Source organism: Stenotrophomonas sp. 86156_Sma (assembly GCF_056481625.1).
The window spans coordinates 1,488,390-1,503,652 of sequence record NZ_CM151157.1 but is presented as its reverse complement, the minus strand read 5'-3'; the positions used below and the strand labels follow the sequence as shown (position 1 = coordinate 1,503,652).

Here is a 15,263-nt window from a genome sequence, read left to right as displayed (position 1 = left end):
GCATTCGCCGGGCCTTCTGCATCGCGCATCACGTGCGATCGATTACCAGATCACCACGCGCTTGTCGTCGGCACGCACCATCGCGTCGCCGGCCTTGCACTGGAACGCAGCGGCATACGACGGCATGTTCGACGGCGCGCCGTTGGCACGGAAGTTGGCCGGCGCGTGCGGGTCGGTGTTCAGGCGGACGCGCAGCTCACCGTCGGTGAAGTTGCGGCGCCACACGGTGGCCCAGTTCATGAAGAAGCGCTGGTCCTGGCTGTGACCATCGACTTCGACATTCGCCTTCGGATCTTCCTTCAGCGCCATCTGCAACGCGTCGTAGGCCACGGTCAAGCCGCCCAGGTCGCCGATGTTCTCGCCCAGGGTCAGCTTGCCCTTCACGAACACGCCCGGCACCGATTCATAGCCATCGAACTGCGCGACCAGCTGGTCGGTACGTTCGGTGAAGGCCTTGCGGTCGGCGTCGGTCCACCAGTTGTCGAAGTTGCCGTTGGCAGCGAACTGGCTGCCCGAGTCGTCGTAGCCGTGCATCATCTCGTGGCCGATGACCGCACCGATGCCGCCGTAGTTCAGCGCCGGATCGGCCTTGGCGTCGAAGAACGGCGCCTGCAGGATGGCGGCCGGGAACACGATCTCGTTCTTGGTGGCGTTGTAGTAGGCGTTGACGGTCTGCGGGGTCATGCCCCACTCGGTCTTGTCCACCGGCTTGCCGATCTTGTCCAGCATGTAGCGGTAGTTGAACGCGCGCGCGGCCTGCATGTTGCCCAGGTAGCTGTCACCGTTGGTCTGCAGGCCCGTCCACTCGCGCCACTTGTCCGGGTAGCCGATCTTCGGGGTGAAGCTGGCCCACTTCTCCAGCGCCTTCTTCCTGGTCTCTTCGCCCATCCACGGCAGCTGCTCCAGGCGCGCCTTCAGCGCCACCGAGAGGTTCTCCACCAGGTGCTGCATGGCCACCTTGGACTCGGCCGGGAACACGGCGTCGACGTACAGCTGGCCCAAGGCTTCACCCATGCCGCCGTTGACCGACTCCAGCACGCGCTTCCAGCGCGGCTGCATTTCCTTCTGGCCACGCAGGGTGGTGCCATAGAAATCGAAGTTGGCCTTCTCGAACTGGCTGCTCAGGTACGGCGAGGCGTCATCGATGGTGTGGAAGCGCAGGTAGGCCTGCCAGGTGCTGGCCGGCACGTCGGCGAGCATCTTGTCCATTTCACCGAAGAAGCCCGGCTGCGCCAGCGAGAACTTCTGCGCGGCCGGCACCTTCAGGGTGTCGAACAGCGCGGTCCAGCTGAAGTTCGGGGTCAGCTTGTCGGCGTCGGCCGCGCTGAGCGGGTTGTAGCGCTTGGCCGGGTCACGCATCTCGATGCGCGACATCGAGGCCTTGGCCAGGCGGGTTTCGAAGGCCATCACGGCCTTGGCCTGCTCGGCGGCCTGCGCCGCGTCCACGCCGGACAGGGTCAGCACCTGTGCGATGTAGGCCACGTAGGCGTCGCGGATCTTGGCCTGCGCGTCATCGAAGTAGTAGCCCTTCTCCGGCAGGCCCAGGCCGCCCTGGCCGACATAGGCGATGACGTTGGCCGAATCCTTGTAATCGGCATTGGCGAACAGCGAGAACAGCACGCCCTTGCCCTCGGCCTGGCTGTCGCGCAGGTACTGGGTGATGGCGGCGGTATCGTTCAGCGCGGTGATCTTGTCCAGCTGCGGCTGCAGCGGCGCCAGGCCGGCGGCTTCGATCTTGGCTTCATCGTTGCCGGTCTTCCAGATGTCACCGATCTTGGCTTCCACCGAGCCGGCCTTGGCCTGGCTGGCCGCGGCCTGCTGCACCAGTGCGTGCTGCACTTCCAGCGAGCGCTCGCGCAGGATCTCGAAGCTGCCCCAGGTGGTCTGGTCGCCCGGCACCGGGTTGGCCTTCAGCCACTTGCTGTTGACGAAGCCATTGAGGTCGGTACAGGCCGAAATGGCCGGATCCAGGTCGGCGCTGTTGAGCGAGATCAGCGGCGTCTTGATCTGCGACAGGTCGAAGGCCGGCTTGGCGTCGGCGCTGGCCGCCGGCGCGGTTTCATTCTTGCCACAGGCCGCCAGCGAGGCAGCGATGGCGATGGTCAGGCCCAGCGGGACCAGGTTGCGGACGTTCATGAGGCTCTCCTGCGGGTAATTTCACAGGGTAGCCGGGGAGGCCTGCGGTGGGACCGGCCAAAGGTCACAGGACGCGCTTATGTAGAGTCGAGCCATGCTCGACTGCTCACCGTTCCGGGTTTATTGTCCTTGCGGCAAGAGGCCAACAGCAGTCGAGCATGGCTCGACTCTACAAAAAGCGAAGGCCGGCTTGCGCCGGCCTTCTGTTTTATTTCGCCTTGCCCTGGTTGGCCACGGCTTCAGCGGCCTTGCGCGCTGCTTCCGGGTCGCCCAAGTAGCGGAACGACTTCACCGTCAGGTCGTCGTTCAGTTCGAACAGCAGCGGGATGCCGGTCGGGATGTTCAGCTCGAGGATTTCCTCGCGCGAGACGTTGTTGAGGTACTTGTACAGCGCGCGCAGCGAATTGCCGTGGGCGGTGACCAGCACGGTCTTGCCGTCCTTCAGCTGCGGCGCGATGGCGTCGTGCCAGTACGGCAGCACGCGGTCCAGCGTGGTGGCCAGCGATTCGGTGCCCGGCAGCGCGTTGCGGTCCAGGCCAGCGTAGCGGCGGTCATGGATCGGGTGGCCCGGATCTTCCAGGTCCATGGCCGGCGGCGGGATATCGTACGAACGACGCCACACCTTGACCTGGTCCTCGCCGTGCTTGGCGGCGGTCTCGGCCTTGTCTAGGCCCTGCAGGCCGCCGTAATGGCGTTCGTTGAGGCGCCAGGACTTGTTCACCGGCAGCCAGTCCTGTTCCAGCTCGGCCAGTGCACCCTGCAGGGTGTGGATGGCGCGCTTGAGCACGGAGGTGTGGGCAACGTCGAACTGCAGGCCTTCCTCGCGCATCAGGCGACCCGCGGCGGCCGCTTCCCGCCGCCCCTGCTCGGTCAGGTCGACATCGACCCAGCCGGTGAAGCGGTTGTCCAGGTTCCACTGGCTCTGGCCATGGCGCAACAGTACGAGTTTACGGGTCACTGCAGGGTCTCCAACGCGAGGAAAGACAGGCCGCCATTGTAGCCCCGGCCGCCGCTCACCGGGCCGTGGCACCGCGCATGCGATGCTGTGACCAATGAATACGGTGATCGACCCCGGGCGCTGGGAAGGCAGCGTCGCCGCTGCACGCGCGCAGCAGCTCCAGCTGGCCGGCCGCGTGGAGCGCCAGGACCGCCTGCCACGCAACGTGCGCTGGCTGGCCGGGCTGGATGTCGGCTTTGAAGACGGCGGCGCCATCACCCGCGCCGCTGCGGTACTGCTGGATGCGAAGACGCTGCAGCCGATAGCGCAGGAAGTCGCGCGGATTCCCACGGTGATGCCCTACATCCCCGGACTGCTCAGCTTCCGCGAGCTGCCGGCACTGCTGGCCGCGCTGGCGCTGCTGCCGCATACGCCGGACCTGGTGTTCGTCGATGGCCATGGCATCAGCCACCCGCGACGATTGGGCGTGGCCGCGCATCTGGGCGTGGTCACCGACCTGCCGAGCATCGGCGTGGCCAAGTCGAAGCTGGTGGGCAGGTTCGTCGAACCGGGCGCCGAGGCCGGTGCGCATACGCCGCTGCTGGATGGCGATGAACAGTTGGGCTGGGTGCTGCGCAGCAAGCTGCGCTGCAAGCCACTGTTCGTGGCCGGCGGCCATCGGGTCAGTGCGGATACCGCGCTGGACTGGGTACAGCGCAACCTGCGCGGGTACCGGCTGCCGGAACCGACCCGGCTGGCGGATCGGCTGGCCTCGCGACGGGGTAGAGTCGACTGTTAGTCGACTGCTCTTCGGCAAGGTCGCGAAAAAGCCCGCGCTGCGCGCGATAGTCGACTAACAGTCGACTCTACCAAGCCGGCTTCATCCAGGCGGCTTGACCCGATCGACGCCCCTGCATCCTCGATCAGCGATGCACGTGGCCGCGATGGCCCTGCGCGTCCTCGCCGTGGTCATGGCCTTCATGGCCCTCGTGCTCGCCGCCCTTGGCCGGCGCCGGCTCACCACAGGCTTCGCCGCAGTGGTCCGCTTCGATCTGCAGTGTCACGTGCTCGATGCCGAAGTCATCGTGCAGGCGCCCGCCCAGATCACGACGCAGCGCATCGGCATCGGTGCCGTCGCGCATCACGATGTGTGCGGTCAGCGCCGGGGTGCTGGAGGCCAGCGCCCACACATGCAGGTCATGCACGTCCAGTACCGCAGCGTGGCCGGACAGGCTGTCGCGCACCTTGGCCACGTCCATGCCCTTGGGCACGCCTTCCAGCAGCACGTTGATCGCCTCGCGCATCAGCACATAGGTGCGCGGCAGTACCCACAGGCCGATCAGCACCGCCAGGATCGGGTCGATCGGCTTCCAGCCGGTCCACTTGATCAACAGCGCGCCAGCAATCACGGCCACCGAGCCGAGCATGTCTGCCCACACTTCCAAGTAGGCCCCCTTCACGTTGAGGCTCTCGCCGCTGCCGGCCTGCAGCAGGCGCATCGAGATCAGGTTGATGACCAGGCCCGCCGCGGCAATCACCAGCATGCCCGACGAGGCAATCTCCTGCGGCTCGCGGAAACGTCCAATGGCCTCCCACAGGATATAGCCGGCGACCACGAACAGCATCGCGCCATTGATCATCGCGCCCAGCGCTTCCAGGCGTGCATAGCCGTAGGTGCGGCGCGCGTCCGGCGGGCGCCGGCTCAGCCGCACCGCGACCAGCGCGATCATCAGCGCTAAAGCGTCGGTAGCCATGTGCGCCGCGTCGGACAGCAGCGCCAGGCTGTTGGTCCAGAACGCGCCTACCACCTCGACGACGAGGAAGGTGGAGGTCAGGCCGAGCGCCCACCACAAGGGTTTCTCGTGGCGGATCTCGGATGGCAGGTGATCGTGGTCGTGGCCCATGGCAACAGCTCCTTTGCGATGGGAGGCAGGCTACGCCGGAGGGCGTTGGGAAACTATCACGGTGTTTATAACATTGCAGGCCACGCGGTCCCTCACCGGGCATGGCCCGGCGCTACCGGAGCGCGGCCGGCAACGCCAGGCCACGCCTGGCGGACGCAGCGGACCGACGTCCGCCTGCGGTCAGAACCCGAAGCGCAGGCTGGCCCAGTACGCGCGGCCCGGCTCGTTGTAGGTCGCCGCGCCGGCATCGCTGCTGTTGGCCTCGCGGAACAGGCGCTTGTCGGCCAGGTTGTTGACGCCGAAACCGAAGCTGACCGTCTCGGTCACCTTGTAGCGCGCGCTCACGCCCCAGATGTTGTACGCACCACGGTCCTGCAGCGCGATCGACGGATCGCAGGTGCCGGTGCAGCGCGGATCATTGTTGATGTTGGTGGTGGCCGGCTTCTGCTTGCCGTAGAAGGTGCCGGTCAGCAGCAGCGACAGCTTGTCGGTGGCCTGCCAGTCCAGCATCGTGTTGACGGTGTACTTCGGAATTACCGACAGCGGCTGGCCGGTGCTCTTGTTCTCGTTCTCCACCATGTAGGTGAAGTTGTTGCTCCACTTCAGGCGGTTGCCCTGCTCGCCCAGCAGCGGGACCACCAGGTTGCCTTCCAGACCCTGCACGATCGCCTTGGGTGCGTTCTCCCAGCGGAAGATGCGGCCCTTGGTGTCGGCGGTCAGCCCGATCTGGTTGTACCCGGCCTGGATCTTGTCCTTGTAGTCGTTGTGGAAGTAGGTCAACGACGCTTGCCAGCCGCTCTGCGGTGCCCACTCGATACCCAGTTCCTTGTTCAGGCTGGTTTCCGCCTTCAGGTCCGAGTTGCCGCGCATGTAGCAGCCGGCGCCCAGGCTCGGCAGTGCATTCGGGCAGCCATTGCCCCGGGTGTAATACAGATAGTCCGGATTCGACTGGTACAGGTTCGGCGCCTTGAATGCACGGGCGATACCGCCCTTCACCACCCAGTCGCTGTTGATGCGGAACTGCGCGTTGAGGCTGGGGCTGGTGTTGTTGCCGAACTGGCTGTGGTGGTCGAAGCGCAGGCCCGGTGTGACGATCCAGCGCTCGCCCAGGTAGATGTTGTCTTCCACGAACACGGCGGTGGTCTGCGCGTCGGACTTGCCGCGTGCGCGATCGGCCGACAGCCCCGGGATGCCGCCGCCGCTGCTGCTGGACTGGCTCATCGAGTACGGGTCGGTCAGGCGGCTGTCCAGGTATTCAAAGCCCAGCGTCCAGATGTTCTCGGCACCACCCAGCGTGGTCGGGAAACTGACTTCGCCGTCCAGCTGGTAGTTGCGCAGGCGCGAGGTCGACCAGTCGGTGCCGTTGAAGCTGCCCTCCGGGCCACCGGCCAGGCCTTCGTTGATGCGTGAGTTGTTCACCGCCTCCACTGCAGCCGTTACCCGCGAGGTCACATCACCCCAGCGGCCGCGATGGGTGATCGCGCCGGTGTTGCGGTACATGCGGTTGGTCTCGGCCTGCTGCTCGGCCAACGCCCCCAGATCGATCGGTGTCGAGGTACCGGTGGTGCTGACCGCGCGATCGCCAGCATAGATGTTGCCCTGGCGACTGGTGCCGGCTTCGAATTCGACCACCTGGTTGGCGGTCACGTCCCAGCGCAGCAGCGCGTTGACATCGCGGTTCTTGACGCCCTCGCGACCGGCCGGCGGCACCGCGTTCGGATTCGCCGCGAAGTCACGGTTGAGTTCCAGCGAATCGGCGTCGGTCTTGTTGAGATTGCCGTACAGGCGGAACGACAGGGTGTCGGTCATCGGCCCGCTCAGCTGCAGGCCGACGCGCTCGCTGCCGCCTTCGGCGCTGTGCTCGGGCACCAGGCCATACAGGTCGACCGCGCCGGTCAGGTCGCCGGTCGGGCGCTTGGTGATGATGTTGACCACGCCACCGGAAGCACCCGAGCCATAACGTGCCGCTGCAGGGCCGCGCAGCACTTCGATGCGCTCGATCATTTCCGCCGGCACCCAGTTGGTATCGCCGCGGGTATTGCGCTCACCGCTGCGGCCCATGCGCACGGCATCACGCGCACCGATGCGCTTGCCGTCGACCAGGATCAGGGTGTTTTCCGGGCCCATGCCACGCAGATCGATCTGGCGGTTGTTGCCGTACTGGCCCGACGCACTGTTGCCGGTCAGGTTGACGCCGGGCATGGTCCGCAGCAGCTCGGCGATGTCGTTGGCCGGCGGGCGCCTGGCGATGTCCTCTGCGGTGATGGTCGAGGTACCCAGGGCCTGGCGCGCGATCTGCGAGGCGGTGACGTGCACCGTGTCGATATCGGTGGCGTCGGTTTCGGCGTGGGCGGTCAGAGCGCTGCCGGCCAGCAGGGCGGCAACGGCAAGCGCCAGCGGGCGCGGCGAAAGGACAACGGCAGGGGACATGATCAGGACCTTCTGGCAGGGCTACGGGGCCTCTGGCAAAGGGCTTGAGGCAACGACGAGGGGGAGGCGGAGCAGTCCTGCAGCAGGCACCTGCAGCCCGTTCCGTGCGCGCATTCTCCCATCAATGCGATTGATTCTCAAATGCGTTCACTCATTGCCGCAGCGGCGCCGATGTGGTTTGCGCACCGTACAACCCTGCACCGCGCGTAAACTGGCCGGCTAACCCGCCATCAACCGTATGCCGCCGCGGCCGATACCCGTGGTTTGCCGTACGCAGTCAGAGATCGACGTGGAACCACCCCAATTGGACGATGCCAGCCAGCCGCTGGCCGAGGCTTGGCAGCAGTGCCTGCTGCAGGCCGGCCCTGCCGCCACCGCGCTGCTCAGGGCCGCTGCTACCGATGCCCCACCCGCGCTGGCCCAGCGCTTTTACGAAGTACTGCTGCAGGACACCCGTGCGCGCCGTTTCCTGTCCCACGACCAGGTCAAGCAGCGCCTGCAGCCGGCCATGCAGCGCTGGCTGGCGCAGCTGCTGACCACTGATGCCAGCGGCATCGCCAACACCGTGGCCTCGCAGCGGATCATCGGCGACGTGCACGCCCGCGTCGGCATTCCGGTCGACCTGGTTACCCGCGGTGCGCGCGTGCTCAAGCACGAACTGTTCGTGCGCCTGCGCGACGATGCGCCTGACAGCGACACCGCATTCGCCGCCATCGACTGCCTCAGCGCGATCATGGATATCGCCATGGAAGGCATGACCCTGGCCTACACCCACGCGCGCGAGCGCTCCACCCGTGCCGACGCCGCCTACCGGCTGTTCTCGCTGGTACAGAACGTCGGTACCGAACGCGAGCGCCAGCGCGCACTGCTGCTGGACTGGGAAAACGCCCTGCTCTACGCGTTGGCCGGCCACGTGCAGGCCAGCGACAACGCCAGCCTGGCCACCTCGGAGTTCGGCCTGTGGTTCACCCACAAGGGCATCCCCAGCTTCGGCGAAAGCAGCGAAACGCAGCAGGTGGGCCAGTTGATGGCCCGCATTGATGGCCACCTGCAGCGCGCGAGCGGCGATGCTCCGGCGCAGCGACTGGCGGTGCTGCCGGCCATCCGCGAGGACCTGGCCGCCATCCGCACCCTGATGACACTGCTGTTCGAGCGCATCGGCGAACTGGATGCCGGCAGCGACGCGCTGACCAACCTGCTCAACCGTCGCTTCCTGCCCACCGTGCTGCGCCGGGAAATCGAGCTGGCCACACGCAACCGCACACCATTCTCGCTGCTGCTGCTCGACCTGGATCACTTCAAGGCAATCAACGACGGCCACGGCCACGATGCCGGCGACCGCGCGTTGCAGCACGTCGCCGGCCTGCTCGGCCAGCTCACGCGCGGCAGCGACTACCTGTTCCGCTATGGCGGCGAAGAATTCGTGGTGGTACTGGTGGCTGCCAGCGAATCGCAGGCGACCGTGATCGCCGAGAGCCTGCGGCGGCAGATCGCACAGTCGCCGGTGGCACTGGCCAACGGCCAGGTGCTGGCACTGACCGCCAGCATCGGCGTGGCCGGCCACGACGGCCATCCGGACTACGAGCGGCTGATGGCCCGTGCCGACGCGGCAATGTACGAGGCCAAGCGCAGCGGCCGCAACCGCGTGGTGGTGGCCAGTGCGGACCTGCAGGAAGCCCCGGGACGGCGCGCACTGCAGCGATGACGGCAGGACAGGTAGAGTCGACCGCGGGTCGACTATCGCGCGCACCGCGGGGTTTTTCGCACGCAGGGCGAAGAGCAGTCGACTGACAGTCGACTCTACTGACAGCCGGCACTACCGATACGGCCGCCGGCCGCTGCTTTCACCGCCACCACCCGCCACGCTGCCCACCAGAGCAGTGCCAGCAACGCGATGCCCGCCCCCAACAGGCATACCGCCGGCCAGCCATGGCGCGCCTGCATCCAGGGCCCGGCCGCTGCACCGGCACCACTGCCCACCGCATAGAACAGCATGTACAAAGCCACCAGGCGTCCATGCTGTTCAGCCGGCGCGCGCAGCAGCAATGCCTGGTTAGATACGTGCAGTGCCTGCCCACCCAGGTCGAGCACAATCACGCCCAACAGCAGCAACGACAGCGACTGCGGCAGGCCCAGCAAGGGCCACCACGCAACCAGCATCAACAACAGCGCACCGACGCTGACCGGATGCGCGAAACCACGGTCCATCCAGTGCCCTACCCGCGCCGCCAGCAGCGCACCGATCACCCCGGCCAGGCCCAGTGCACCGATGGCGGCGGTCGACCAATGCAGCGGTGGCGCCGAGAGCGGCAAGGGTGCCGCCGCCCAGAACACATTGAGGCCGGCAAACAGCAGCAGTGCCAGCGGCCCACGCTCGCGCAGCGTTCGATCGCGGCGCAGCATGCCCAGCATCGAGCCCAGCAGCTCGCGCCAGCGTGGGGGAACCGACGGCACCGGTACTGGGGGCAGGCGCCGCCACAGCAGCGCCGCCAACCCCGCCATCACCACCGCTGACAACAGGTAGACCATCTGCCAGCCAAAGGCCGCCGCCACCGTACCGGACACCACGCGCGCCAGCAGCAGGCCGATGAACACGCCGCCCTGCACCACACCGACCACGCGACCGCGCTGCTCGGGCGGTGCCAGCATGGCGGTATAGGCGATCAGGCCCTGGGTCAGCGCCGTGCCCAGCAAGCCGGCCAGCAGCATGCCCGACAACAGCCAGCCCGCCGTGCGTGACGCTGCCAGCCACAGCAGCGCCAGCACCAATGCGATCAACTGCAGCCGCAGCAGGCGTCGCCGGTCACCACGGTCCGCCAGCGGCAGCAGGCCAAGCAACGCCAGCACGCTACCGGCCTGGGTAGCAGCCAGCACCGCGCCAGCCACGGCCCGGTCCAGCGCAAAGGCGCGTGCAAGCTGATCCAGCAGCGGCTGCGCGTAATAGACGTTGGCGACGCTGGCGCCGGCGGCAACCGCAAGCAGGACCAGCAGCGGGCGGGGAAGCGATGTGGCACTCATGACGTGGTTGCAATTTGAAACTTGATGCAGGCTACTGCCATTGGTTTTAAACTGCAACCACATCAGAGAGGTCCACCATGCACGCCGACAGCCCCTGCCCCGTCGCCCGCAGCGCCGATCTGCTCGGTGACCGTTGGGCGATGCTGGTCATCCGTGATGCCTTCGATGGCGTCACCCGTTTCGGTGATTTCCAGCGCAGCCTCGGCGCGGCCCGCAACATCCTCAGCGACCGCCTGCGCCGGCTGGTAGAGGCCGGCATCCTGCAGCTGCAGCCGGCCTCCGATGGATCGGCCTACCAGGAATACGTGCTCACCGCCGCTGGCCAGGAACTGTTCCCGCTGCTGGTCGCGCTGCGCCAATGGGGTGAACGCCATCGCTTCGAGGCCGGTGAAGCCCATTCACAGCTGATCGAATCGGCGACGCGGCGGCCGCTGCCCTACATGCAGCCGCGCGGGCGCGACGGCCAGCCACTTCAGCCCAGCGCCACCCGCGTGCGCAAGCTCAGGGACGACGGGCGCGACACCTGATCCGCCCATTCGCGCACACCGACGAACATCCGCGCCGGTTAGCATCAGACCTTTCCGCCACTGGATGCCGCCGATGTCGCGCGATCGCCCTTCCCTGCTGACCGCCTTGCTGTTGCCGCTGCTGGCCTGCGCCACAGCAACCACGCAGGCCCGCGAGGTTGCCGCGCCCGCCGACCACGTGCAGGCCGATGGCCCCTATGTGTTCCGCCAGGGCGACCAGCTGCAGGCCAAATGGATCTGCGACGACAAGGTCGAGTCGCACACGCTTGCCACGCAGGCCGCAGGTACCGACATCGCCCCGCGCTGCGGCTACGAGCACACGGTGCACGTGGCTGCCCCGAATGCGCCTTCGGTTTCCGTGCTGCCGGCCGTGCCGCGCATCGTTGCGCTGTCCGACATCCATGGCCAGTACGGGCTGCTGGTGCGCCTGCTGCGCGCCCACCAGGTCATCGATGCCCAGGATCGCTGGGCGCTGGGCAAGGACACGCTGGTCATCGCCGGCGATGTGTTCGACCGCGGCCCGCAGGTGACCGAGGCCTTCTGGCTGCTGTATGGCCTGCAGCAGCAGGCGGCCGCCGCCGGCGGCGCGGTGCACTTCGTGCTCGGCAACCACGAAACCATGGTGCTGTACGACGACCTGCGCTACGTCAACCCGAAGTACCTGCGCAGCGCGCAGCTGCTCGGCCGCAGCTACCCGCAGCTGTACGGTGCCGATTCGGTGATCGGGCAGTGGCTGCGCACCCGCCCGGTGCTGCTGAAGATCGGCGACACCCTGTTCCTGCACGGCGGCATTTCGCCCGAGGCAGTGCAGCTGGCGCTGGAACCGGCGCGCACCAATGCGGCCTACCAGGCGTCACTGGGCCTGCCAAAGGCCGAAGTAAAGGCCGACCCGGCCACCGCACCGCTGTATGACGGCAAGACCAGCCCGATCTGGTACCGCGGCTACTTCGATGGCCGCCTCGACACCGCGGGGGTGCAGACCGTACTCGACCGCCTGCAGCTCAAACGCATCGTGGTCGGCCACACCTCGATGCCACACGTCAGCAGCTTCCATGGCGACCGCGTGATCGCCATCGACAGCAGCATCAAGAACGGCGAGAACGGCGAACTGCTGTTCATCGAAAATGGCAGGCTCAGCCGTGGCCTGCTGGATGGCTCGCGGGTGCCGTTGGCGCCGGGTGAGCCGGGCCTGCAGGACTGAATGAAGGGACAGCGCGACGGCACCGGGCGGCGGCGGCGCGCTCCACCTTCACCCGGTTTGCGGCTACCCTCGGCAGCCGAGAGAGGCCCACCCCGTCCATCCGGTGGGCCTGACCGTTACAGGAGCCCCCGCGCATGCGCGTTCTGATTGCTGAAGACGACCCGGATATCGCCTCCGGCCTGTGCGCCTCGCTGCGCCGGCAGGGGCACGTGGTTGACCACGTCGACAACGGCGCGCACGCCGACGCGGCACTGGGCTCGACCCAGTACGCATTGCTGGTGCTGGACCTGGGCCTGCCTCAGCTGGATGGCCGCGATGTGCTGCAGCGCCTGCGTCAGCGCGGCGATGGCCTGGCGGTGCTGGTGGTGACCGCCCGCGACGGCCTGGCCGAGCGCGTGCGCGTGCTCGACCTGGGCGCCGATGACTACCTGGTCAAGCCGTTCGCGCTGGACGAGTTCGAAGCACGCGTGCGTGCGCAGCTGCGGCGGGTCACCAGCAATGGCAACCCGGACCTGCGCATCGGCCGCCTGCGTATCGATCTGGCCGGGCACCGGGTGTGGATCGACGACCAGTCGCTGGAACTGACCGCGCGCGAGTTCGGCCTGCTGTCGGCACTGGCGGTACGCGCCGAGCGCATCGTGTCGCGCGCGCAACTGGTGGAGGCGCTGTGCGACTGGGGCCAGGACCTCACCGACAACGGCCTGGACATCGCCCTGCACCGCCTGCGCCGCAAGCTGCAGCCCGGCGGCATGGGCATCCGCACCGTGCGCGGGCTGGGCTACATGCTGGAAGACGCGCAGGACGAAAGCACACCGTGATCAGTGGCCCACCCAGCCTGCGCCGGCGCCTGCTCGCCTTCCTGGCGTTGCCGATGCTGGGCCTGCTCACCTTCAACACGATCCTGGCCTACTACGTTGCGCTGGACTATTCCAACCGCATCCACGACCGCAACCTGATCGACGACACGCATTCGTTCGCGCAGATGCTGAGCACCATGCCGGTGACCAGCGACCTGTCTCCGCAGGCGCGCTTCCTGATCGAGTACGACCCCGACGGCCATCGCTACTTCAACGTCGACAGCAGCCGCATGGGTACGCTCAGCGGCAATGCAGACTTCAGCCCGTACGCCCCTTCGCAGGACTGCACCGGCGTGCATCCGGCGCTGTACGACGGCAACCTCAATGGCCAGCAGGTGCGCATGGCCACCGTCTGTACGCAGGCGATGAACGATCCGCAGGACCAGCTGGCGGTGACCGTGGCCGAGAGCATGGCCGACCGCCGGCAGCGTGCGCGCGAGATCCTGATGATCATCATCCCGCTGATGACCATGCTGGCGCTGGGTACCGCAGCGCTGGTCTGGTTCGGCGTGACCTATGGCCTGCGTATCCTGACCCCGCTGAGGACCCGCCTGGCCCAGCGCCGCGGCGAACTGGCGCCGATCTCCGATGCCGACGTGCCAGAGGAGATCCAGCCACTGATCAGCACCATCGATGATCTGTTTGCCCGCCAGGCGGAAATGATCACCCTGCAGAACCGTTTCATCGCCGATGCCGCGCACCAGCTGCGTTCGCCGCTGGCGGGCATGGCCCTGCATGTGGACCAGGCACTGGCACATGGCGACCCCGATACAGTGCGCGAGGCGCTGCAGCACATCCGCCGGCTCAACCAGCGCACCGCCCGGGTCAGCACCCAGCTGCTGGCCCTGAGCCGGGCGCAGACCGTGCCCGATACCGTGGAGGCACTGGACCTGTGCGAGCTGGTACCGCAGTGGGTCGGCATGCGCGTACCGGAGGCGATCCGCGATGGCATCGATCTGGGCTACCGCGGCAGTCCCCATCCGCTGCGTGTACTCGGCAACGGCGCCATGCTGCAGGAAGCGCTGGACAACCTGATCGACAACGCCCTGCGTTATGCCGGCCGCAATGCAACCGTCACGGTGGGCGTGCACGCGCTGGACGACAATGATGTCGAACTGTATGTGGAAGACAACGGCCCTGGTGTGCCCGACGACGTGATGCCACGGCTGGGCGAGCGCTTCTTCCGGGCGCCGGGCACCGCTGCCAGCGGCACCGGCCTCGGCCTGGCCATCGCGCACGAGGCGGTGGAGCACTTCGGCGGCCGCCTGAGCTTCCTGAACCGCCCAGGTGGCGGACTGAAAGTCGCCATCACGCTGCCGCTGCTGAAGGCGCCCTGACCCGGCCCGGGGCGCTGAAAGGCTGGCGAAAATCGCGCTTGCGATCCTGCCATCCCCACTGCCGTCCCGGAGCCGCCAGGTGACCGAATCGCACGACTTCTTCCTCCCCGGTGGCCCACAGGGCGTGCTGCTGGTCCATGGCCTGACCGGCACCCCGGCGGAAATGCGCATGCTGGGCAAAGGGCTGAACAACGCCGGTTTCACCGTGCACGGCGTGCAGCTGCCCGGCCATTGCGGCAGCGTGGATGACCTGCTGGCGACCACCTGGGAACAGTGGTACCAGGGCGTGGAAGATGCGGCGGCAACCCTCCGCGGCAAGGTCGACCAGCTGTTCGTCGGCGGCCTGTCGATGGGCGCGGTGCTGTCGCTGGCACTGGCTGCACGTCGCCCCGAGTGGGTGTCCGGGGTTGGCGTATACGGCGCCACCTTCCGCTATGACGGCTGGAACATCCCCGCCGTGGCCCGCTTCTCGTTCCTGCTGCCGTGGTTCAAGCGCTTCAACATCGGCCGCGACCGCATGTTCATGGAAGAACCGCCGTACGGCCTGCGTGACGAGCGCCTGCGTGCACAAGTCAGTGCCGCCATGCTGTCCGGCGACAGCGCCGCCGCCGGCCTGCCGGGCAACCCCTGGCACGCCCTGGCCGAAATGCGCACCCTGAGCAACTGGACCCGGCGCCACCTGCACCAGGTCACCGCGCCGTGCCTGGTGATGCACGCCCGCGAGGATGACGTGGCCAGCATGAGCAACGCCGAGCTGGTGATGTCGAGGGTCAGCGGCCCGAAGGAACTGGTGGTGCTGGAAGACAGTTACCACATGATCACCATCGACCGCGAACGCCGCGATGTGATCCGCCGCAGCGCGCGCTTCTTCACCGAAATCGGTGAACGCACGGGCGTGCTCAAGGCGGTGGCCTGA

At 67.3% G+C, this 15,263-nt stretch carries 12 protein-coding genes; 7 read left to right on the top strand and 5 right to left on the bottom strand.

Going from position 1 to position 15,263, the window contains the following annotated elements:
* Positions 1-42: 42 nt before the first annotated feature.
* On the bottom strand, positions 43-2,136 hold the full coding sequence (locus ACZK33_RS07015) for a M13 family metallopeptidase (RefSeq protein ID WP_032127518.1): 2,094 nt from the start codon (positions 2,134-2,136) through the stop codon (positions 43-45).
* Positions 2,137-2,344: 208 nt separating this feature from the next.
* On the bottom strand, positions 2,345-3,094 hold the full coding sequence (gpmA, locus tag ACZK33_RS07010) for a 2,3-diphosphoglycerate-dependent phosphoglycerate mutase (protein WP_004150217.1): 750 nt from the start codon (positions 3,092-3,094) through the stop codon (positions 2,345-2,347).
* Between the two features lie 94 nt (positions 3,095-3,188).
* Between gpmA and nfi the strand changes: the two genes are divergently transcribed.
* Complete coding sequence (nfi, locus tag ACZK33_RS07005) at positions 3,189-3,872, top strand: deoxyribonuclease V (RefSeq protein WP_423174410.1); 684 nt, start codon at positions 3,189-3,191, stop codon at positions 3,870-3,872.
* Between the two features lie 124 nt (positions 3,873-3,996).
* Here the strand turns inward: nfi and ACZK33_RS07000 are convergent, their stop codons facing one another.
* Positions 3,997-4,977, bottom strand: coding sequence for a cation diffusion facilitator family transporter (locus ACZK33_RS07000; protein WP_032127521.1), 981 nt, complete (start codon positions 4,975-4,977; stop codon positions 3,997-3,999).
* Positions 4,978-5,157: 180 nt separating this feature from the next.
* Positions 5,158-7,407, bottom strand: a complete 2,250-nt coding sequence (locus ACZK33_RS06995) for a TonB-dependent siderophore receptor (RefSeq protein ID WP_121503876.1) — start codon at positions 7,405-7,407, stop codon at positions 5,158-5,160.
* Between the two features lie 289 nt (positions 7,408-7,696).
* On the opposite strand from ACZK33_RS06995, the gene ACZK33_RS06990 reads away from it, so the two are divergent.
* Positions 7,697-9,112 (top strand): GGDEF domain-containing protein, encoded by a 1,416-nt coding sequence (locus ACZK33_RS06990; protein WP_032127652.1) that lies wholly within the window; start codon positions 7,697-7,699, stop codon positions 9,110-9,112.
* Between the two features lie 95 nt (positions 9,113-9,207).
* Here ACZK33_RS06990 and ACZK33_RS06985 read toward each other — a convergent pair whose 3' ends face one another.
* Complete coding sequence (locus ACZK33_RS06985; RefSeq protein WP_423174409.1) at positions 9,208-10,425, bottom strand: MFS transporter; 1,218 nt, start codon at positions 10,423-10,425, stop codon at positions 9,208-9,210.
* Positions 10,426-10,502: 77 nt separating this feature from the next.
* Between ACZK33_RS06985 and ACZK33_RS06980 the strand changes: the two genes are divergently transcribed.
* The 5 genes from ACZK33_RS06980 (at position 10,503) to ACZK33_RS06960 (ending at position 15,263) form a co-directional block, all read left to right on the top strand.
* Positions 10,503-10,952 (top strand): winged helix-turn-helix transcriptional regulator, encoded by a 450-nt coding sequence (locus ACZK33_RS06980; RefSeq protein WP_423162600.1) that lies wholly within the window; start codon positions 10,503-10,505, stop codon positions 10,950-10,952.
* 73 nt (positions 10,953-11,025) lie between these two features.
* Positions 11,026-12,153, top strand: coding sequence for a metallophosphoesterase (locus tag ACZK33_RS06975; RefSeq protein ID WP_032127525.1), 1,128 nt, complete (start codon positions 11,026-11,028; stop codon positions 12,151-12,153).
* Positions 12,154-12,287: 134 nt separating this feature from the next.
* Entirely contained in the window at positions 12,288-12,971 is a 684-nt protein-coding gene (locus ACZK33_RS06970; RefSeq protein WP_121503880.1) for a response regulator, read from the top strand.
* Positions 12,968-14,347: a sensor histidine kinase gene (locus ACZK33_RS06965; RefSeq protein ID WP_005412674.1), complete on the top strand. Its 1,380-nt coding sequence runs from the start codon at positions 12,968-12,970 to the stop codon at positions 14,345-14,347. The genes ACZK33_RS06970 and ACZK33_RS06965 overlap by 4 nt, the downstream gene beginning before the upstream one ends.
* Before the next feature lie 79 nt (positions 14,348-14,426).
* Positions 14,427-15,263, top strand: a complete 837-nt coding sequence (locus tag ACZK33_RS06960) for an alpha/beta hydrolase (RefSeq protein ID WP_423174407.1) — start codon at positions 14,427-14,429, stop codon at positions 15,261-15,263.